We start from the raw sequence: 20,886 nt of genomic DNA on the forward strand, positions 1-20,886 counted from the left end.
CGGCGGCCCGTTCTGGGCGCGCCTCAATCGTAGCCCGAGACGGTCCCGGGCTGACAATTTCGACTGTAATGGACGTTCTTAAACGACTAGTCGCTGGGGACAGCCTTGAACAGGCAACAACCAAGGAGCGTCCCCGGATGCCGGCACTCGGGGACGTTCCTAAAGTGCCGGCACATAAGGAACGTCCCCAAGTGCCGGCTACTGAATGGCGCCGCCGAAATTATCGAACAACCTGTTCAAAAACACGAACGAACACCGTCGCGTCTATACTAGAGCGCAGCAATAGAAAGGACTCCGCTTTGAGCATCACGCCCATCGATAGCATTCGCCGCGCCATCGCCCGCCGCAATGGCGTCGCCGACCCCACCGTATCGGACGGGGCGCACGGGCAGGGCGGACGCATCGAGAACGGCCTGTTCCCCGCATCGCACACCGCCGAGGAGCTCGCACGAATCCAAGAGCTAAGCCAGCGTAACGCCGGCGGTCCCGACAGCAGCCAGGCCACACGCCGTCGCCGCGAGCGCGATCGCCAGCCCGGCCCCATCCACCGCATGGTCAATGCCTGGTGGAACCGCCTGCTCGGAGCCGTCTACGGCGGCGGCTTCTCCACGCAAGAAGCCGAGTACGAAGATCACGCCACCCGTCGCGACTACCTTTGGAATACCCTGGGCACCGCCGTATGGGGCATGGCGTTTCCGTTGCTCACCATCGTGTCCACACAGCTCGTGGGCGCCGAGGAGGCTGGCAAATTCTCCATCGCCTTTGTCACCGGCACGCTCATCATGATCGCGTGCAACTACGGCGTGCGCAATTTCCAGGTCTCGGACATCGACGAAAAGACGTCCTTTGCCTCTTACCAGCTCAACCGCTGGATCTGCGGAGCGCTCGCGCTGGCATGCGGCCTGGTATACAGCAGCGCCCGCGGCTACGATGCGCAGATGGCCACAATCGGCCTGGGCGTCTACCTGTATAAGGTGATCGACGGCATTGCCGACGTGTACGAGGGCCGCCTGCAGCAGGCCGACAAACTCTACCTGGCCGGCATGAGCCAAACGCTACGATCCGTCGGCGTCATCGCGGTCTTTAGCGTGGTACTGTTCCTCACGCGCAGCATGCCCATCGCCGCCATGGCCATGGGTGTTACCGCGATCGCCTCGCTCGTTCTGGTCACCGCGCCGCTCGCCCTGCTCGAAACCGAAAAATCGCGCCGCGTGAGCCTGCGCGAGGTCGGTCACCTGTTTATCCAGTGCGCCCCGCTTTTTGGCGCGCTGTTCCTGTTCAACCTTATCGAGAGCATGCCCAAGTTCGTGATGGAAGGCACGCTGGCCTACAAGTATCAGCTGTACTTTAATGCCCTGTTCTTTCCGGCGCAGGCTATTTTGTTGAGCATTGGATTTATCTATAAACCGCAGCTCCTACGTCTGTCGAGCATTTGGGCGAATCCGCGCAAGCGTCGCCGCTTTGACTTGATTATTGTTGCCGTTATGGCACTGATCGTGGTCATTACCGGAGCGTGCGCCGCATTTATGGCAGGCCCCGGCATCCCCATCATGAGCTTTATGTACGGCCTCAACTTTGAGCGCTACCGCACGCTGGCACTGCTAATGGTTGTCGCCGGCGGCGTCACCGCGGCAATCGACTTTATCTACGCCATCATCACGGTGTTGCGCCACGCCGGCGATGTCACCAAGATCTACCTGATCTGCTTCGCCGTAAGCGTGGTGCTGCCGGTGATCCTGATTAAGCTGCTGGGTCTGATGGGCGCCGTGGTGAGCTACCTAGCCATCATGGCCCTACTCCTGGTGCTGCTGATAATCGAGTACGCCCACATCCGCCAGCGCATCGAGCGCGACCGGAACCCGTACGGCGCCTAATTAGCTGCCCCGGTCACCGGAATTTGCGATGGAATCGCCCCGGCTGGGGTCTCGTTGAAGACAATATGCATCACGTAAAACTAAGTGAGTAGATTTTTACCGAATCCCTGACCACACCGACAGAGCACAAGTCTGTGACCTGCGGTTTTATTGAGGCAAATATGTTGGGTGCTCGGCATTTCCAAAAAAGTCTACTCACTTAGCCAGCGGGCAGCCAAATGATTATTTAATCCCCGTCCCAGAGAAATCAATTAGCGGGCAGAAGGGCAAGAGTAGTCAAAAAAGCCCCGTCCCAAATTAGCTACCACTTGCACCGATTATTCGCCCGGGTTGATGTTCGCGTAGAACTCCGCCCCATCATCGAGCCGCAGGATGCCCACGCGACCGAACTCGGAGCCGGTGGCGGCGGCGCAGTCGATGTCGATGCGATCGGGCACGCCGGCGGTATCCTCGCCACCCAGGCGCACAATCTGCCCGCGGCCCGACTCCTCATCGAGCCCCGCCAGGCCGCCAACCTCGCAATAGCGCCCAAGCGACACCGTGGGCGTGTGGCCGCTCACCACGACCGGGCCCTCGCCCTCGGCAGAAAGCAGTCCCGTCGGCGCATCCCAATAGCCGTGACGAATCCACAGCAGGTCATCGGACGACTGCACGGCGAGCATTTGCCGCAGCAGCTCGCTATCGGCATCGACCGCTCCCCTGCCGTCACCGCAATCGACACCATGCTCAAGCAAAAACGCGCGCGCCGCCTCGGTCTGGATGCCGGCATGCACCAGCAGGTACGGGCGCTCCTCGGTCTCGGCCACCGCGTAGAGCGGCAGCGCGGCCATCCATCGCACGAGCTCCTCGTATGCCTCAAATTCCATGTCGTTGAGCTGCTCGCTCGTCGTCCAGCCACCGTTGATATCCCAGGTCTCGGCATCGAGCGGGTCCTGGCCAATGATGGCATCGAGCATGATCTGCTCGTGATTGCCCTTGAGCACGTGGGCGTTGGGCAGCGAGCGCACGAGCTTAATAACGCCGACCGGATCGGGCCCGCGATCGATCATGTCGCCCAGCACGTACAGCGTGTCGTCGGACGTCAACGAGATCTTAGACAGGGCCTCGTCAAGCGCACGCACGTGCCCGTGAGCATCAGATGTCACATAGATCGCCATGGTACGCCTCTCCTTGCATTGCGGTCTAAGCCCGGCGCCGCAACTAAAACTTCAAGTTGAACTTAAACGTTACCCATTGTACTCCGTTGCAATAAAGCTGGAAAGGGTTTCCGAGCAGAGGCAAAGACGGCAGCCGTCTATGACGATATCGCGCACGCCCGCAATCCAACCCCATAAACCCACCACCTTTGGGTACAAATAACCGCAGACAACTGACCGTGCCACGCCAACCACCCAGGAGCGGACACCATCCATGAACCAGATCCTTCTCTTTATCGGCCTCGTCATCATTTTGTGCCTGACCATCAAACCCGTCGGCAAAAAACTCCCCTTCCCCACCCTGCTCATCTTTATCGCGCTCGGCATGCTGTTGGGCGTCAACGGGCCGGCTCACATCGACTTTAGCGACTACGCGCTCACCGAAACCGTCTGCAGCACGGCGCTGCTGTTCATCATGTTCTACGGCGGTTTTAACACCAACATCGACCGCGCCAAACCCGTCGCCGCGCCTGCGGTGCTGCTGAGCACACTCGGCGTCGTCATCACTGCCGGCATTACCGGCGTGTTCGCGCACTTTGTACTGGGCTTCGACTGGATCGGCGGCCTGCTGCTGGGATCGGTTGTGGCGTCCACCGACGCGGCCAGCGTCTTTAGCGTTCTGCGCGAGCACAGCCTTTCGCTGAGGGGCGGCACCGACTCGCTGCTCGAGGTCGAATCGGGCTCCAACGACCCCGTCGCCTACATGCTCACCGCCGTGCTCGCCACACTCGCAGCCGGCGGCGACATCAACATTCCCACACTGCTGGCCAAGCAGATTATCCTGGGCGTGGGCCTGGGCCTTGCCATCGGCTGGGCGGCGGGCCACCTGATTGAACGCGCACGCGCAACAGCCGAGGGCGCGCAGACCATCTTTTTGTTCGCCGTGGCAATCGTCGCCTACGCGCTGCCGAGCTACCTGGGCGGCAACGGCTTTTTGGCCGTGTACCTGGCCGGCATTGTGCTGGGCGCGAGCGACATCACCGGCAAGGTCGAGCTGGCGCACTTCTTTGACACCCTCACCGAGATGGCCGAGATGACGATCTTCTTCTTGCTCGGCCTGCTCGTGACGCCCGCCCGCCTGCCGCAAATGCTGCTGCCGGGCCTGGCGCTCATGGCGTTTATGCTCTTTGCGAGCCGTCCCATCGCCGTCGGCATGCTCCTGGCGCCCTTTAAGACGAACCCCCGCCAGGTCGCGCTCGTAAGCTGGGCGGGTCTGCGCGGAGCAGCTTCGGTCGTCTTTAGTCTCTTTGCCGTGGTGGCAGGTGTTCCCGGCGGACACGACCTATTTGACCTGGTGTTTGTGATTGCCGTGTCGAGCATTGTGGTGCAGGGCTCGCTGCTGCCGGCGGTGGCGAAGAAGCTCGATATGATCGATGCGACCGGCGACGTACGCCGCACCTTTAACGACTATCGCGACGAAGACGGCATGTCGTTTGTAAAGCTCAAGGTGGGCGCTGGACATCCGTTTGCAGGACGCTCGCTCGCGGACATTGGCAGCGCCACCGACATGCTCGTGGTCCTGGTGCTGCGCGACGGGGCGCACCCGGTACTGCCCAATGGCGACACCGTGATCCAAGAAGGCGATCTGCTGGTGATGGCAGCCCCAACGTTCGAAGAGCGTGCCGAGGTTATGCTGCGCGAGGTCACCGTGACTCCCCACGGTCGCCTGGCTGGTCAGCGCCTGCGCGATGTGCCGCAAGGCAAGCATCCCTTTATCGTCGTGATGCTCAAACGCGACGGCCAGACGATCATCCCCGACGGCAACACCCTCATATACGCCGGCGATGAAGCCGTCATCGCCACCCTGGCGTCATAGGGGCCAGAGGCAGTAATATGGCAAAGGGCAGCCCCTTTTTCATATTCCCATACCCGCAGGTAGATTGACGAACATGTGTTTGGTCATTATAATTTCTACTTGAATAGACTCCTCGTCTCGTGGTATAAAAGGGTTGCGTTCCTTTATGGAGGGCAGTCAAGGGCCGGGGGATCCCCCCGGCATTTTTGTTTTTAGGGAGACTGCATCATGAGGGAGCTTTCCGTCTTCGTCGACGAATCCGGCAACTACGGAGGGCAAAGCGCTAAGTACTATCTCGTTACGCTTGTTTTCCATGACCAGTCAGCTTCAGTTGCTGAGATTATTTATCGCTACGAACACGCGCTTAGATCGCGTGGGCTTCCCGATATCCCCCTGCACATGAATCCCCTGATGCATGGCAATGAATCCTACAGGGGCATGGACACCCACTTGCGGAATCGCCTTTTGTCGAGTTTTGCAACATTTGCCAACAAATGCCCCGTCACATACATGACGTTCAGCTACCAAAGAAACAAGTTCAAAAGCGATGCGACTATGTTCGCAAGAATGCGTCGTGACTTAATCCTCTTTTTGTTCGACAGACTTCAGTGTTTCCAAATCTATGACGCTGTCAAAATCTATTACGACGACGGGCAAAACGAGGTAACGGCCATCCTTCACGCCGCATTCGAATACGTCCTCGGAAGGCAGACGGTCATTTATAAAGAATGTGACCCGAAGCTCTTTAGGCTGCAGCAAATTGCTGACTACATCTGCGAAATCGAACTAGCGCAAATTAAATATGAACACTCCGAGCAATCAAATACCGAGCAAATCTTCTTTGGAAACTATCGTGATTTCAAGAAAAATCATCTTAGAAAGATTCGGGCGAAACTTCTCGTGTAGACCCGGCACGCGGCTTCTGCTATATAGATTCCGGTACCCTCGAATAGAGGGACCTCCAAGAGCCGGGGGATGTCCCCCGGCATTTTCATGCGTATGCGGAAAGTCGCCTCAGTCCCCCATGTAACAAAGGGACTGTCCCTTTGTCACATTGCTAATCGTCATCGACAGCAAAGTCGCGGAGATCGAGGCCTTCGCGCTCGGCTCGTGCCAGCAGCTCTTGGGGCGACTCGTCCTCGATATCTACCACGTCGAGCATGGCAGCCGGAAAGCCCACGCCGGCTGCACTCCCCGCACGGTCGAGCAAACCCTCGCGCAGCTGGTCAACATCAACATCGATCTTCATGGTGAAACCCCTTACCGGATCAGGCACCTACTCGGCAGCGCCGAGCACATTCACGGCGGCAACAAAAGCCGCAACCTGCTTGTCATCCATCTGTGTGGCCAAACGCCCCACGGGCTCGTCGTAGGCAAACTGCACCTTATCGATAAAGCAATCCCAAGCACGCTCGTCCACACGCACGGCGGCCTCGCAATACTGGCTGAGCTTTTTGAGTCCATACCAAAACGCATTCACATGGCGCGCGGGATCCTCGTCCAGCACACCATCGTAGCGCCGTCCGTTAAACTCACGCATGCGCGCCACGGCAACCTCGAGCGAGTTGCCGCCGTCGGCCGAAGCCTCGTCCACAAGCTCGGGAATCGCAACTTCGCGCCGAACATTGTGCCTGGTAGCACCGTCATACTCGCCCACCAACACGTCTTCGTCAAACCGATCATCGTAGTCGAAATAGCTACTGCCGCGGCAAATCCCATGCGGCGAACCGGCACCAAAGGCACAGAACAACCCGCCGTCGGTAACAACGCGCCTATAGGCCTCAAACGACTTCTTAACCTGAGCGAGCAACTCGGCAAGCTCCCCGGCATCGCACCCCGTCTCGCACGTAATGCAAACAAGCCCCGGCAACGATACCGGCTCCACCGTGCTCCCTGCAACGCGGGCAGCGCGTTCGGCCCGATACGCTTGGGCTGCCAAGCGCGCTCGCTGCGCAGCGCCGCGCACATTAGTAAGCTCGCACTCCAGCGCCACATCGCCAGCCAAATCACTCGCAAACGCGTCAGCACCCTGCGGGCCGGTCGCACTCAGCTCGGACTCAAACGTCGCTGTGATCATGCCGGCAAGGTCCGTTGTATCGGCGGCGCAACGCAGCTGCTCCAGCTGCGTGCATAGCAGATCGGCATCCAAGGGTGCGGCATCCACAACGCGCACGTCACTCAGACGCGCCGCGCCCTGCAACACCAAAGCCCCCGCAGCATCGTATGCCGCACGAACCCTGTCCGCCGTATTGGCACGCAACTTTACCTCGATAAACGCAAGCGTCTGCTCCAAGCGGGCCAACAGCTCGGCCTTGTCCTCCATGCGCAAAAAGGCAGCGTAGCGCCGCTCCATCTGCAACGGACCAACAACGCCCACCTGCTTGCGAGCGCGCGCAAGCGACTCGGCCTCAACGCGGCGTACATATCTGTCGACGGCCTGCACGGCAGACTCGCGTGCAGCGCGCTCGGCAGTCTCAACGCCCTCGATCACGCCCAGCAGCTCGCGGGAGCGCGCCTTGCGCACCAGCTCCCCGCGATTGTACTGCTCAAGCGCCGTCTGACGCTTGGCCACCGACTCAAAGCCAAACAGCTCGTCGAGCAGCTCACCAACAGAACGCTCGTCCGCCATGGCAAGGCCTCCTCACGCACTACGCACCAACATGTTCGCGGAACGCCCGAGCACCGGACGCCCCGCACGCTCGCACCCCTACAGATCCAACGCCTTCTTCGCGGCATCGACCGGGTCGCCATCCATGTAGAACGCCGGGCTCAACCCCGAGATAATCTCGGAGGAAACGCTCTGCAGGCCCGCGATGGCGCTCAGCGGCAATATCACGCGCTTGGCGCCGGCGTTTTTGGCCACGCGCATAATGTCCTCGAGCCCGCGAATCTCGTCCATAGAGCCCGACATGCGCAAGATTCCCGGAACCGCCAGCGCGGACATTACCGGGCGGTTGCACGCCGCGGAGCACAGGCCCACAAACTCGGCAAGCGAGACTTCTTCGGACAGACCCTTGCTCTGCAGGTCGTTATAGAACAGCAGGTAGTCCTTTGAGCCAATGTGCATGCCCGGCGCCACACGGTTCGCCAGGTTCACAAAGTTGTCGAACGCGGCCTCCAGCGTATCGCGCACCGGCTTGTTAAAGGCAACGCCCTCGTGCTTAAACTTGCACTCGCCGGCGACAGCCTTGTTCTCCAGCTTGTACACGGCAACCTCGCCGCCCTGCGACCTACCCACGCCAAACACGTGACCGGACAGCAGCGGGCCATCGGGAATCAACGTATCCTCGGACTGCTCCGGCACGCGCACCACGTGCACGTCCTGCGGATTGTCGGCATCCATATAGCCCAGGTTGACGTCGATAAACTCGACGCCCGCCATAATCTTGAGCTGCTCCTTTACGCGGCGACGGCCCTCGATGGCGTAGTCCAGCAGCCAGCGCACGTCATCCTTGTCCATGGCCTCGTCGGGGAACAGCAGCTTGGCGAGGCCGCTAAAGGTCTTGCGCACGGCGATTTCGTCGCGCTTGTTGAAGTCGCTGTTAAAGCGGAAGTAACGGTCGATATGGTGCGTAAAGTCCTTGCGGCGCATCTCTTTGCAAAACTCCGACAGGCAGTCGGTGATCAGGCCATAATGCCCGGTCAGCAGGCTCGAGCGCATCTTGGGAATCTCCCAACCCGGCAGGTAATAGTGGATACGGTCGAAGAAGGCCGAATCGTTGTTAAACTCCGGCGGGAACGGATCAAACAGGTGCGTGGTCTTAAGGACATTTTGCACGGTGTCGTTGATGTTGCCCTCAAAGACCATGGAGGCATCGGCATTGATCTGGTCGCGGCCACGCGCATAGCTGCCACTCGCCATATAGTCCTTCATGATCTGCACGGCATTGGTGTCCTTAAAGCGCATGCCGGCGACCTCGTCGAACGTCACGCAATCCCAGTGACCCACCAAGCCCACGCGATCGGCGCGCATGGAGTTCATGCGGCCGAACAGGTTGGCCGTGGTGGTCTGCCCGCCCGAAAGCAAAATGGCGTAGGGCGAAACCTCTTTGTAGATATGGCTCTTGCCGGTGCCACGGGGACCAAGCTCGCACAGATTGTAGTTGCGCTCGATCAGCGGCACCATACGCTCGATAAAATGCAGGCGCTCCTTCTCCGAAAGCTCGCTGGGCTCATAGCCGGCAGAGCGCAACAGCATGTTGAGCCACTCGTCGCGCGAGAAATACTGGCGCTCGTCGATCATGGCATCCAGGTCCAGGTTGGGCATCTGAATGGGCGTGAGCGACGCCACGCTAAACGGAGAGTCCTCGGGTCCGCGCTTTTTGCGCTTGGCCTTGGAGCGGCGCGGCGCATCATCGCCAAAGACCTCCATGCCAAACTCGTCTTCCTCTTCCATGGGATGACGATACTCGATGCTCATGATGCACCAAATACCGCCCTGCAGAATCTTGGAATAGTCGCGCACGTACTCGGCCGGCATCACAAACGGCTCAATGGTCAGATTGGCAAACGACGCCACGTAGATGTCTTTGTATTCGTCGAGCTTGGCCGTCACCTTATCGATGATGGTAAAGCGACCCAGCTCGCGAATCTTGGACTTAATGCGCTCGGACTCGTCGGGGCGCACATAGTTATCGGTGAGAATCTTGCGGATGCGCTCCAGGCCCTCCGCCACGGCATCCTCGTCGTCGGTTGAGCAGTACATGCCCAGCAGGTACTCCAGCACAAAGGTGGGCACGTTGGCGCCGCGCTTCATAAGGGCCGTCAGGTCCTTGCGCACGATTTTGCCACCAAAGTGCTCGAGCAGCTTGCCGTCCAGTCCATCCATGTCGTAACCGTCGTCCTCGGGAGCGTCGGCCACGGTTTGGGCATAGTCATCGGTCGAAAGCTCGTCATCGGTGGGCGCCACGGCATCGGCGGGCGCAGCCTCCTCGTCGGGCGCCACGGCCTCAGCGGGCACAGCCTCCACCGCGGGCACAGTCTCCACCGGCACATTCACATCAATCGAGGGAACTTCCCACAGATCGTCATCATGGCTATCAAACATAGGGCACACTCCTAAAAACCAAAGTCAGCAACAGGGGCAAACGAAACAGCGATGGTGTACGTCTCGCGCCAAACAATCTTGCCCGTCTCGCGCTCGCGGCAGACCAGATAGTACGGACCCTTGGCCGAGAATCCATCCGCTGCATGCAACGCAAACTTGGCATGCACCACGCGCTCCTGCGAGTTAACAGAAGTCTTGTTGGCATGCGCCTTGACCGTATCGCTCACCTCGTTGCCACTTGCATCGGTAAACACCAGCTCGTACTCGCACGGCAAGACCTTACCTTGGGCAGGCTCTTCCTGGATCAAGTTGACCGAGAAGAGCGAGTTGGTCACTCGGCGTCCCTCGCTTAGCACGCGCAGCGTCGCCGCGCGCGTGTCGACAAAGTCCTTGGAACCCGAGCGCGCACGCCAAAAACCGATAACGGGCACGCAGAGCTCCTGCAGGCTCATGCCGCCGTGGACGTAGTTGTTAGTGCCGCCGGGACGCTTGAAGTGCACGTTCTCGCGCGGGGCAAACCCCTCAAAACCGGCACCCAAACGTCCCATGTTAACATTAACAAACACCCCACGCACCTCGTACGAAAGCTCGCCCACGGCCTCGTTGGGCGCCACCAGATGACGTTTGCCGTACATGACGGGAGCGTCAAGGACGGGAAGGTCCGGCTTGCCGAGCATCTGGCACTCGCTGAGCTCCCGACGCGTGTAGATAAAGCCGTGGTCCGCCGTTATAACAACACGCGCGCCCGGGGCGTCGGTGCACACGCGACGCGCCAACGCAGCAAGTTCCTCCACGGTGTCCGCACAGGCATCGAAGATGTCATCCTGCGTAGCGGCCTTCTCGCCCGTAGCATCGATCTTGTTGTGGTAGAGATAAACGAGCTTGGAGTCCTTGAGCAGCGCCTTGCGCTCGGTTCCCGCCATGTTGAGGTATGCGCTCGAGCGCAAAGCGCGGGCCGTAGACTCAACGTGGGCAAGCACGGCCTCGCGCTGCGGAGTCGTTGCGGTGGGCATGCCGTCAGCCAACACAAGCGAGCCATCCGCTGCAAGTTCAAGCGCTTGGTGCGGCAGCAGCGCGGGCATGCCCACCTCGGTGATGGAGGGAAAGACCGCCTGCATGCTAGAAACCCTGACGTTGCCGCCGCGCTCGCGCTCGAGAAGCGCCGCGACATCACGGGCCACCTCATAGCGCAGCGCGTCGCTTACGATAACGACCGTCGTCTTGGCAGAGCCCACAAAGGTGGGCAGCACATGCCAGTAGAACTCATCCTGCCGTGCAGGGCCATCGATGTAGCCGCAATCGGCCCACTCCCCTTGCGCAGCGACCGCCCAGCAGGCATTGGCATCCGCCAAGAACCAGTTACTGTAGAGATTCTCCGCCCAGTCCGCCACAGCGCGGGCAGGTTCCTCGAGCGCATCGCACTCGACGGAGCGCACCCGCAGATACGCGGTGCACATGTGGCGATAGGCAGCGTCCATGGCATACCAATCGGACGTGTAGGCATCCCACACCTGCTGGGGTTGCGCCAGATGGAACCCACCCGCGTGTGTCTGCCTAAAAGAGCACATATCGGCCACGGCAGCAAGTAGGTCAAAGTAGCTCTCAACACGACGGTACCAGCTTAGGTCGCAACGGCGCGCAGCAAATGCGCGCGCACTCTCAACACGGTCCGCGCCCTGAGCAAACGAGCTGAACAACTGTGAGAGCACAGCCTCGTTGACGCACGGGAACACGTCAAGCGAGACCAACGCATCGATTGGCAGGGTCTCGAACCGCGCAAAGAGTCCACGGGCATCCTCTACCAAACGGCAGATCTCAAATAGGTCCTCGCTCGATGCCTGGGCATCGGCGGCCTGGTCCCACGTACGCACCGCCTCAAGACAATAGGGGCCGTAGGCGGGAGCCACATAGCTTTCGAGTCCCTTGAGCGCCCCCTCGGGAAGCGCGGTGGATGCCGCCGTAAGGAGCACATGGGATGCAAGCATAAGCAGTGAGTCGCGCTCGTACAGCGGCCCATCAAACCCATAGCAGCGCAGCATAAAGGCAGAGAGGACGTCGCGCAAGCTGTACTTATCCACCAGCGCAGCCAGCGCCTCGGGGCCCTCGTGCAGCAGTGTGGCCATGCAGCCGCGCAGCACAAACGCGGGCCGCGCGTCGCCCGGCTCCTTGCCGCCAAAGATCACCGTAAGGATTCCAAGCTCGATATCGGATACGCCCGCGGCATGCGGAACACACGCGGCAAACTTAGCGCAGCGGGTCTTGGCATCAAAGAACGTCTTGTGCTCGCGCAGACTCTCACGCACGGCGTCGACATTCTCGATACCCAGCTGATCGGCCAAAAGCGAAAGATAGTCAGCCTGGAACTGATCGGCATACAGCTCAACATCGGCAAGCCAATCACCCTCAAGCCTGCCGCGCGGGCAACGGCGATACAACAAGATATCGTTCGCAAGGTCATCGCGGTTGATGAGCTTCTTAACGGCAAACATGCGGCCCTCGCAGGCTTCAACAAACCGCACCGGGCGCTCAAAGTCACCGTGGGCGGGCATAACGCCATCATCGGCCCCCGCGCCGTCGAAACCCTCGGCGGCCAATCGCTCAAACTCAGGAGCAAACTCACCGTCCGCATCGTGCCAAACCACAACACGGCGCGGCGCGCATGGGGACAACGGCTGCAAAAAACGCAGCTTGAGCTGTTCTTCTACATCGATCTTGGGCATGAATATCCTTACCGTATTTGCAGTTACTTAATCTTTGCCAGCACATCCTGAAACTTGGCGTAGTTGACCTTAACGCCATCATCCAGGTCGATCTTAATCATCTGGTCTGCCAAGTGGTGCAGCTTCTCCTCGTAGCCAATGGTCTCTTTGAGCTGGTCATTGAGCTTTTTCACGCGCTTATCCAAGCGCACGCGCTCGCCGCGCTCGGCACTGGCAAGGGCATCGTTGGCATAGCCGATCTGGGCACGGTAACGCTCCTGCTGCTCATGCACATAGTCGGTGCGGATGCGAGCCAACAGGTCGGGCTGATAGCGATGCATGTAAACAAGGCACTTGAAGCCGTTCTTTTTGCCGCTGTCGAACAGCCAGTAGATAGGGCGCTTCTTGTAGGTCTGACAGTGGTCCTTAAAGAAGTCCTTCAAAAAGTAGGTGCGGATGACCTCACGCGAGGTGCCCTTGCCGCCGAGCACCTCGGCAATAAAGGCCAGGTTCTGCTCGAGCGTCTCCTCGCCGTACACGGTACGCACAAAGTCAATAAAATAGCGCACGATGTCGTCGTCAAAGTACTCGTCATCGGTAATGGGCAACACGTTGTCGCCATCGGGCATAAAGGTCACGTGGTCAGGGTTGGGCATCTTTGCCAGATAGTCGTCGACCGTGGCGCCCTGATCGGCCAGGACCAGCCCGTCCACATCCAGCGAATAGCGGCCAAACATACAGCCCACGGCATAGCTTATGAGCGAGCTGATCTCGTCGCGCTTGGTACGCACGTATTTGTTGCCCTTATAGCTCTCGGGAATCTCGTCGGCGGTATCGAAGATGCGCGCCACCGAAACGTACTTATCCTCGACCTCGATGGGCACTTCGCCCTCCATGTTGTAGATCTTGGCAAAGATTCGGTTGAGCTCTTCCTCGTTAGCGCGAAGCTGCTCAAACCGCTCGTTGACCTCAGCCTTGCGGGCCTCGTATTTATCTTGAAGTAAAGTGGCCATAACTACAGACCTTTCAATTTATCAATACAGTAGAAGTTGGAAAACCCGAGCCCATTCCATCAATCAATAAACACCAAGACTCGTGAGCTGAAAAACAGCGAAAGCCTTCCGATGCTCGACCGATATCTTCAGGACAAGTCTGGCTATCAATAAATCCCATAAGTGAGAGACGACAACTACAATAAAGTCAATAAAAGATGGGACAGAAAAACGAATGCCATGATTAATGACAGGACAGTCAGGCCAGTTGATATTTTCAATCGCTTCCACATGTTGTTATGTTTCAAAAGGTAAGCCCGATAGGTAATGTTTAGGGAAGAGCAGTAGGACTTAAGCAAGTCCCGTTCCCTAATTTGCCCGCCCTCGTCGCAAGCCTCTTTGTAAGTAGTCGAATACCTATCAAATTGTTCAGAAGGAGATGCGAGTGCAATATTGCTCCTTAAAAATATTGCACTGACAGCTATAACAAGAGCACAGCCAAGAAGACCAAGAAGAATCAAATAGACAAACAGTATTTGCCTCGTTGAAATCCCATAAACTTCCTCAAGACCTTGAATATTTGAAATATAGTCGAGAGGTGCCAGGTACGCAACGGACAGAATCGTGATGGTAACCATGAGGTTATCAACGTAGCGATTTAAGCTATCCCCCCTCTCTTTTTCAAATTCAAGTGAGGAAAGAATAATGTCTCTCAAGTAATCGCTAATCTGCCCCTCCTTGGAGAGAGCGCTTTTATCGACGTCATGTCGCTTGTTCTTTTTGCCCATGAAAGTCACCTTTACTACTTGGTTTTTCGATCAGGTAAACCCGCCGGTTTTTCATAAGTAAATTGCGTTAACCTTGTTATGGGTCCAGGAATCGTGACCGGCTTCTTTGCTCCCGCCCCTTCATCTTTTCTTTTCTTGTCATCTTTCTTTTTTTCAGACATATTTAATTTCAATCCAATCTATCCAATGACGTTCTTTTGTTAAAGATAGGTGAGTCCTAACAAGACAGCTAAATTAAAGGATGACGCTTGAAATCCCAAGAAGTTTCAAACGAGTCATAGTCAGCCTTTGAAATTGAGCGAGAGTCTTCAACGAGTGAACAAACAGTCGGTTCGGCGGCCTTATCTTGGATGATCGGTAACTGACCGATTTGGCCTACCTCAAAGTTTAGAGTCGGCGACATAAACGCCAAATCAATTTCGGCAATGGAACAGTTGCAGAAAGCCTGGATGTATCGAAGCTCATTCGGCTCCGCAAAAAGACATGCTCCAGCTACCTCAAAAAGCATCCCTCGAGGTGCAAACCTAAAGGAGGCGAGGCTGGAAGAAATTTTAGACCAGGAAACTGCGGGCTTGAAATAGTCGTTCTGGTTCTTGATCACAAAATCAGGTGTAGAGAGATAGGTATACTTGGACAGAATTGCTTCCTTCATCTCCCGACCGTCATCAAACCAATTAACCACCTCATCGTAGTCACCCCACCACTTTCGATAGGAGCCGCCCCGAATAATCGGAAACCAACGGGAACCACTTTGCTTTGCCTCGGGCCTGCCACTGCAATCTCGCGATGTGTTGGAAGGCACCACTTCCCACCATTTCCTCAAAAAGCGGCCATTATCGCTCGTCGCCAAGCCCTGTCGCGGAGTAGCAATGGCATCGAGCCTCTTTCCTTTTGTGAACGATTCAACAAGAGCATCGCTGGCCCAGTAGGCTATGGGGGTGCCGGGGATTTGTTTGAAGGTGTCGGCGTTGCGGCGGTAGAACCAGCCACAGTCGGGGTTTTGGATGGCCTCCAGCGCCTTGGGAGCCTGAACCGCGGGGCCAGTAAAATCGGCAAGACGAACGTATCCGCCTTTATAACCATCGATATGCGAATTGTGATAGGTAAACGTGCAGATGGGCACGGTTGCCCCTGCAAAGCCAGAATACTCGAGCTGAATGAGCGTGGTTAGGGTCTTGTCATCGATAAGCCTATTTCGAAGCTTCTCGTAGCTACCGATAAACATCCAAACAAATGGAGTCATCATTCCGACTTCGCCGTGCTCGCCAGCAAAGTCCATAATGCGCACGATGAACGAAGAGAACAGGTCACTCTTCACGTCGGGATAATTTCTCTTGACCCACTTGCTCATGAATGGATTAAAGCTGCTGCTGCCCATATACGGAGGATTCGCAACGGTGCAGGTAAAACGACGGGACAGCTTCTCGCAGATGGCGGCAGCGCTTTCGAGCTTAGTTTTGGCCGTAGCGGCAAAAAGGTCATCGGAACAACTCGCGACGGCAGCCTTGAGCTCGTCGATCTCGTCCTCTGAAGGATTGAGCAGCGAACCGATCTCGCCCAAATGGCTCAGCTCCTCGGCGAGCTTCTTGTTGCCCGGGAGCTCGTCCTCTCCCAGCGGGATGCTCGAGAGCGCGGTAACGTCGGCGCGCACGGCGCGCTTGAAAAAGCGACGATCGTGCTCGCGGGCGCACATGGCAAGCGCCAGTTCCGCGATCTGCGCTGCACGGGGATCGATCTCCATGCCAGCGAGGTTTTTAGTAAGAATGAGCTCGGGAATTTCGCGCTCACGATAGCCGCGCTCCTCGTACATATGGAAGAGCAATTCGAACGCATAGACCAGGATATGGCCCGAGCCGCATGCGGGGTCACAGAGGGTTATCTCCTCGGGGCTCGAGATGCGTATGAAGTCCTCGTGCTCAGCATCGGGCTCGATGTAATATTCCATGCGCTCGCGCAGCGAACTCCCCGGGTTATTGAGCATCCACAGACGGCCGAGCGAGTTCTCGACCATGTAACGCACGATCCACTCGGGGGTGAAGAGCTGCGTGGCGGGCGCGATGTCCGCCGCCGCTGCCTTGCGCTTGGACTTGAAGAACTCGTCTTTAACGTCAGCGTTGTAGTACTGATACATCCAGCCCAGAACGGTCACGCCCTTGCGCCAGTCCTCGTCAGTGAGGACGGCATTGAGCTTGCCCACCACGCCGTCGGACATCATGAGGCCCTGGGGCAACAGCAGCTCCATGGCTCCGCCCACGCGTTCAAAGACGCCCGGTAGGCAATCGGCAAGCTCCTCGCACTGAGCAACAAACAGGTAGCGCCACAGCGGTTCATCCAAGCCCGCCATCTTGAGCTCGGCTATGCGATCGGCATCGGCCGTCGCTATCTCCACGTCCAGTGCGTTCTCCACGGCCTCGCTACCATGGCTGCCGTCCGCACGACTTAGTATGCGCATGCGGCTGGGAAGCCATCCGCGTGCATCCATAAAGCGAATGGCCACGATGCGGTTGAACCAGGTGTAGGCCGCACGGTCGCGCAGCACCTCGTGACCCACCTCTGCCTGCATGCGCAGCAGTTCGTCGCGTTGCTCAATCTCAGCCGGACTTAGGGGCAGGCCGCTAACGGTCTCGGACCCAACGGGCGCGGGTGCAGGTTCGGTGATGCCGTAGCGCACCATCTGCGCCTCCACGCCTTTGATGAGCTCCGTACGGGCCCAGGTGCAGAAGCTCTTAAGAGCAGAATCGTTCATGGTTGATGAGCCTTTCTAAACGCCATAAGCCACCGGTGCGCGCTTTGGCACCGGTGGCTCCGCGGGTTAGTTGATACGGATCTCGTCGTTTGCAGCGAGCGCCTGCATAAGGCGGGAGCGCAGGTCGTCCACGTAGCGCTCCACGTCCCCTGCGGACAAGAGACGACTCGGCTTGGCCAGATCGGCGCGGCGCACAGTCTTGATCTTGCGCTGGGGCACGGGTGCAGGCGTGGGCGCTGACGACGCAACGGCCTTGTTGGAGATCTTCTTGACCACCTCACCCGTACTCGTGACCTCGGTGGTGCGGCGCTCGTTGTCCATACGCATGCGGGCCGCATCCACAACGTCGTACATCCCGTTGGTTGCTGCGCTGAGCCAGTTGGCCCAGTTAGTCGCGGCAACACTCAGCTCGTTGAGGCTTTGAGCACTGTGGGCACGGTTTTTGAACGACTCGTATTTGGCGCCGGCGTCTGCTATGGCATCCTTGGCTTGATTGACAAAGCCCTTTTGACTCTCAGCCTGTGCCTGCAGGTCTTGCAGATCGCTCTCGATTCGGCACAAAAACTCATTGCGGCGGATGCCCAGCAGCTTTTTCATGTCGTCCTCGACGGGATCCATAAGCGGCTGCAGGTCTTTAATGCGGCCGTAGGGCTTGGGATCTTTGAGAACCTCACGCACCTTTGCCACATTCTCAACCGCGCTGGGAATGTCATCGGAGGCATACTCGATACCCTCGGTGCGGCTCAAGAAATCCTTGGCGTGGTCAAACGCTGTTCGCTGGTTGAACTCGAAGAACTCAACCACCTTATCAAAGTCTTCCTTGGCATCGAGCAAACGCTCCTCATGCTTGGTGAACGTGGTCAAGAACGCCTCGGCCTCGTTCTGGTCCTTAAGGACGTCGGCCACCTCCGAGCGCATCTTCTCGCACTCGTCCTCACCGGGATACGGGTAGGCCGGCTTGATGCCCGTGTAGTAGTCGCGTGCCATGGCGAGGCACGCCTCGCGCAAGCCCTCAAGGCGCTCTTTGAGCTCGGCCACGAGCTTATCCTCGTTGGAGGGCACGGTCTTGAGATCAAACAGATCACGCATGAGCTCGCCCGTGGCGCGCAGCAACCGGTCGCTCATGCGCACGCGCAAGCGCACCTGGGCCTTATCGGCATCCTTGCGCAGGAGCGCCACCATGCGGCTATCGTTAGCTTGAACCGTCTGGCCGCCAAACAGCACCTGCGCGCGCTGCTCCACCACAAGCTGCGCCACCACATTTGCGATGTCGACCTCGCGCCAGCCAAAGGGCCTTTGCTGGTACTGGCGCTGGATATCGCCCATAGCGGTATCCAGATGGCGCTGGTGCTGCACTTTGAGGTAGTCCTCAACCTCCTTGAGCGCACGCGTGTTACCCGCGTTCATGCCAGCGAGCCCTGCTTGAACGTTGCCCGCCAGAGTGGAGCGGATATCGGAATCGCTCGTGACCGGCGCGCCGATATAGCCGGCCTTTTCAAAGACCACATCGCACAGCTGCGCCAGCACCTGCTCAAAGACCTGGGCGGGTTTGGCAGCACGGATCTCAATCATGCGCCCGTTGACGGCGCATCGTGCATGGAGCACCGCCTCAGCCAAAAGGGCGTCAGCCTCTTTCTCGTTAAAGTCCTTCTCGCGCATTTTGGCCTCGACGATCTGGCGGGTACTCGGCGGTAGCTCCTGCAGGTTGCGCGTCTGGGCGTACATGCGAATCTTAGCGGCGTTGACGAGTGGGGCCCAATAATCCACCTCGTCGCTCAAGGCCACGATGGCCTTATCCACGGATTTCAATGCCAGCTCGGCATCGTCCGCACGGCCCAGATTGCTGGCCATGGTCACCACGGATAGTTCCATGCCGCCCATGTTGGATCCATGAATCGAGCCATCCACGTAGCGGTCAAAGGGGAAGTCGTTGGTCCCGCGGTTGAGTTTGCGCGCAGTGTAGATGCTTTCGAACAGGCGCTTCTTGATGTACTCAATCACCTTCGCGTTATCGATCGGGGTGCGTGCGATCTCCTGCGCTATCTCCTGCTCCTTGTCGGTGAGGAAGCTATAGGTATCGCCCTGGCGTGCCACGTAGCTCTCGCGCTCCAAGCGGGCGAGAGATTCCTTGACGCGGTCCTTAAGGGCGCGCTTGTCCACGTCCAGGCTATCGATCATAAGGATGGAGATGTTCTCGACCGTGGCCTTGACGTAGCCGATGTAGCGGATCAAGTACAGGAGCTTGAGCACCTGGACGTCGTAGGGTTCAAGGCCCTCCGCGTTCTCGGCCGCACGGACCGCGCGGTCAACCACCTGGCTGATGCCGTGCTCAAGATCTTTGGAGATAGTGTCGAAGAAGCGCCAGAACGGCACGAGCGCACCGGTCTGGTCATGCTGGATGGCCTGAGCGCTCTCCTGAAACGCGCTCAGCATGGAGCGCTCGCCCGTGGACATATGCTTGGCCTTAACACCATGCTTGCGTACCTCGGTCATCACGTCGGGCAGAAGCTTAAACTGGTAGCCCACAAACGGGTAGCTGGCCACAAAATCCTTGGAGTTGGCGAAGCCGGCAAGGTCGGAGCGCGAGCCCCCCTCAAAGGTAAAGTTGTTTTTGAGAACGGCGGCGTCTTGCTCGTAGACCTGTGCAAGCATATCGGCCGCCGGCGCGGTCTTCTCGAGCACACGGCGTTGGATGACCTCGTCCACGCTGGAGCTGGAGAGCGAAAGGCGGGTATTGAAGCGGCCTTGGATCTTTGAAAAGTCGTTGCCCACGGGCAGGCTCAGGTTGTCGATGGCCTCCTGGCTCGTGACCATCACCCACACGCGGCCACCGCAGGCGGCACCCAGCTCCTCGACGATGGTCTGAAGGCTCAGCATAAGGCTTGGGTCCTGGTCGTTTGTAATAAACTGACCCACCTCATCGACCATAAAGAGCAAACGGAAGTTGCCACCGTGGGCCGCTGCCTGAGCGTCCACGTAATCCTTGACCTTTTTGGCAAAGACATCGGGGGCCAAAACCTCGTCCTCAGAACCCTCGAGCCAGTTCCATGCGGCCTTTTCGCTCATGCCGAGCACGCTCTGCAGCACCTCGACGACGTCGTCCTCAAAGTAGCTGTAGGTGTCGCGGGCCTGGAGCCAGGACTCGCCGTTGACGCGCTCAAAGGCCTCGCGGAACTCCTGGGTCTTGCCCAGGGAATCGATGTAGTCCTCGAGCTTTGCAAGCTTGAGGTCCTCGCCGTAGAAGCTGCGCGCCTCGTAGAACATGCGCTCAAAGCCGCGAAGCAGCGCCGTGGGAGCCGTATCGCCCTGCTTCCACTGGCCCGCCTTGCTATCGATGTTAAAGAGGATGGCCTGCGTGGGCACCGAGCAGGCGCGCTCCATGGCAGCCGCGACCATGGGGTCGACGATTTTGCCGTCAAAGTAGCGGATGGCGCTCTTGCCGCCGATCTGGCGATTCTCGAGCAGGTAGCTCAGCATCTTGAGGAAGTGCGATTTACCGGAACCGAAGAAACCACTGATCCACACGCCGATCTTGTCGGTGCGTGCATCGATGGCATCGCCGTAGGCCTTGAAGAACGTGGCAAAGTGCCTCTGCAACTCGCGCGTCACCACGTACTCGTCAAGCTCCTGGCGGATGGACCCATCTTTTGAATCCTGGACCTTGACCACGCCGTTGATGGAGCGGTTGATGTCTTTTGCAAAGAGGTCGCGAATGATCGTGTTGTCCATGGGTGCTCCTTTGGGTTTGG

At 58.4% G+C, this 20,886-nt stretch carries 13 protein-coding genes; 3 read left to right on the forward strand and 10 right to left on the reverse strand.

Features of this window, described 5'->3' with window-relative positions:
• Window positions 1-299 precede the first annotated feature (299 nt).
• Entirely contained in the window at window positions 300-1,874 is a 1,575-nt protein-coding gene (locus AQ996_RS06280) for a lipopolysaccharide biosynthesis protein (protein ID WP_253274617.1), read from the forward strand.
• Between the two features lie 317 nt (window positions 1,875-2,191).
• Here the strand turns inward: AQ996_RS06280 and AQ996_RS06285 are convergent, their stop codons facing one another.
• Window positions 2,192-3,031, reverse strand: a complete 840-nt coding sequence (locus AQ996_RS06285) for a metallophosphoesterase family protein (protein WP_055252016.1) — start codon at window positions 3,029-3,031, stop codon at window positions 2,192-2,194.
• 253 nt (window positions 3,032-3,284) lie between these two features.
• Here AQ996_RS06285 and AQ996_RS06295 point away from each other — a divergent pair, with 253 nt between their 5' ends.
• Both AQ996_RS06295 and AQ996_RS06300 read left to right on the forward strand, forming a co-directional pair.
• The gene (locus tag AQ996_RS06295) at window positions 3,285-4,886 is read left to right on the forward strand and encodes a potassium/proton antiporter (protein WP_055252020.1); all 1,602 of its coding nucleotides are present in this window, start codon (window positions 3,285-3,287) and stop codon (window positions 4,884-4,886) included.
• Window positions 4,887-5,093: 207 nt separating this feature from the next.
• Window positions 5,094-5,771, forward strand: a complete 678-nt coding sequence (locus AQ996_RS06300) for a DUF3800 domain-containing protein (protein WP_055252022.1) — start codon at window positions 5,094-5,096, stop codon at window positions 5,769-5,771.
• A 151-nt stretch (window positions 5,772-5,922) separates the two neighbouring features.
• Here the strand turns inward: AQ996_RS06300 and AQ996_RS06305 are convergent, their stop codons facing one another.
• The 9 genes from AQ996_RS06305 to brxC form a co-directional block, all read right to left on the reverse strand.
• Window positions 5,923-6,114: a hypothetical protein gene (locus AQ996_RS06305; RefSeq protein WP_055252024.1), complete on the reverse strand. Its 192-nt coding sequence runs from the start codon at window positions 6,112-6,114 to the stop codon at window positions 5,923-5,925.
• Between the two features lie 27 nt (window positions 6,115-6,141).
• Complete coding sequence (locus AQ996_RS06310; RefSeq protein WP_055252026.1) at window positions 6,142-7,494, reverse strand: hypothetical protein; 1,353 nt, start codon at window positions 7,492-7,494, stop codon at window positions 6,142-6,144.
• 78 nt (window positions 7,495-7,572) lie between these two features.
• Window positions 7,573-9,912 carry a protease Lon-related BREX system protein BrxL gene (brxL, locus tag AQ996_RS06315; protein WP_172674625.1) on the reverse strand — a complete coding sequence of 780 codons (2,340 nt, stop codon included), beginning with the start codon at window positions 9,910-9,912 and terminating at the stop codon, window positions 7,573-7,575.
• Window positions 9,913-9,923: 11 nt separating this feature from the next.
• Window positions 9,924-12,632, reverse strand: coding sequence for a BREX-1 system phosphatase PglZ type A (gene pglZ, locus AQ996_RS06320; protein WP_055252027.1), 2,709 nt, complete (start codon window positions 12,630-12,632; stop codon window positions 9,924-9,926).
• A 23-nt stretch (window positions 12,633-12,655) separates the two neighbouring features.
• Window positions 12,656-13,624 (reverse strand): BREX-1 system adenine-specific DNA-methyltransferase PglX, encoded by a 969-nt coding sequence (locus tag AQ996_RS06325; RefSeq protein ID WP_055252028.1) that lies wholly within the window; start codon window positions 13,622-13,624, stop codon window positions 12,656-12,658.
• Window positions 13,625-13,800: 176 nt separating this feature from the next.
• A complete protein-coding gene (locus AQ996_RS06330) occupies window positions 13,801-14,391 on the reverse strand; it encodes a hypothetical protein (protein ID WP_055252031.1) in 591 nt (196 codons plus the stop codon).
• A gap of 14 nt (window positions 14,392-14,405) precedes the next feature.
• Window positions 14,406-14,552 (reverse strand): hypothetical protein, encoded by a 147-nt coding sequence (locus AQ996_RS09825; RefSeq protein ID WP_156333782.1) that lies wholly within the window; start codon window positions 14,550-14,552, stop codon window positions 14,406-14,408.
• Window positions 14,553-14,620: 68 nt separating this feature from the next.
• A complete protein-coding gene (pglX, locus tag AQ996_RS06335; RefSeq protein ID WP_055252033.1) occupies window positions 14,621-17,137 on the reverse strand; it encodes a BREX-1 system adenine-specific DNA-methyltransferase PglX in 2,517 nt (838 codons plus the stop codon).
• A 66-nt stretch (window positions 17,138-17,203) separates the two neighbouring features.
• Window positions 17,204-20,866, reverse strand: coding sequence for a BREX system P-loop protein BrxC (brxC, locus tag AQ996_RS06340; RefSeq protein WP_055252035.1), 3,663 nt, complete (start codon window positions 20,864-20,866; stop codon window positions 17,204-17,206).
• Window positions 20,867-20,886 lie beyond the last annotated feature (20 nt).

It is taken from the genome of Collinsella aerofaciens (assembly GCF_001404695.1).
GTDB lineage: Bacteria > Actinomycetota > Coriobacteriia > Coriobacteriales > Coriobacteriaceae > Collinsella > Collinsella aerofaciens_E.

Bases quoted from the DNA above. Each gene is read 5' to 3' on its own strand.
- AQ996_RS06285 (WP_055252016.1), bottom strand. From the start codon at position 3,031: ATGGCGATCTATGTGACATCTGATGCTCACGGGCACGTGCGTGCGCTT.
- AQ996_RS06295 (WP_055252020.1), top strand. From the start codon at position 3,285: ATGAACCAGATCCTTCTCTTTATCGGCCTCGTCATCATTTTGTGCCTG.
- AQ996_RS06300 (WP_055252022.1), top strand. From the start codon at position 5,094: ATGAGGGAGCTTTCCGTCTTCGTCGACGAATCCGGCAACTACGGAGGG.
- AQ996_RS06305 (WP_055252024.1), bottom strand. From the start codon at position 6,114: ATGAAGATCGATGTTGATGTTGACCAGCTGCGCGAGGGTTTGCTCGAC.
- AQ996_RS06310 (WP_055252026.1), bottom strand. From the start codon at position 7,494: ATGGCGGACGAGCGTTCTGTTGGTGAGCTGCTCGACGAGCTGTTTGGC.
- brxL (WP_172674625.1), bottom strand. From the start codon at position 9,912: ATGTTTGATAGCCATGATGACGATCTGTGGGAAGTTCCCTCGATTGAT.
- pglZ (WP_055252027.1), bottom strand. From the start codon at position 12,632: ATGCCCAAGATCGATGTAGAAGAACAGCTCAAGCTGCGTTTTTTGCAG.
- AQ996_RS06325 (WP_055252028.1), bottom strand. From the start codon at position 13,624: ATGGCCACTTTACTTCAAGATAAATACGAGGCCCGCAAGGCTGAGGTC.
- AQ996_RS06330 (WP_055252031.1), bottom strand. From the start codon at position 14,391: ATGGGCAAAAAGAACAAGCGACATGACGTCGATAAAAGCGCTCTCTCC.
- AQ996_RS09825 (WP_156333782.1), bottom strand. From the start codon at position 14,552: ATGTCTGAAAAAAAGAAAGATGACAAGAAAAGAAAAGATGAAGGGGCG.
- pglX (WP_055252033.1), bottom strand. From the start codon at position 17,137: ATGAACGATTCTGCTCTTAAGAGCTTCTGCACCTGGGCCCGTACGGAG.
- brxC (WP_055252035.1), bottom strand. From the start codon at position 20,866: ATGGACAACACGATCATTCGCGACCTCTTTGCAAAAGACATCAACCGC.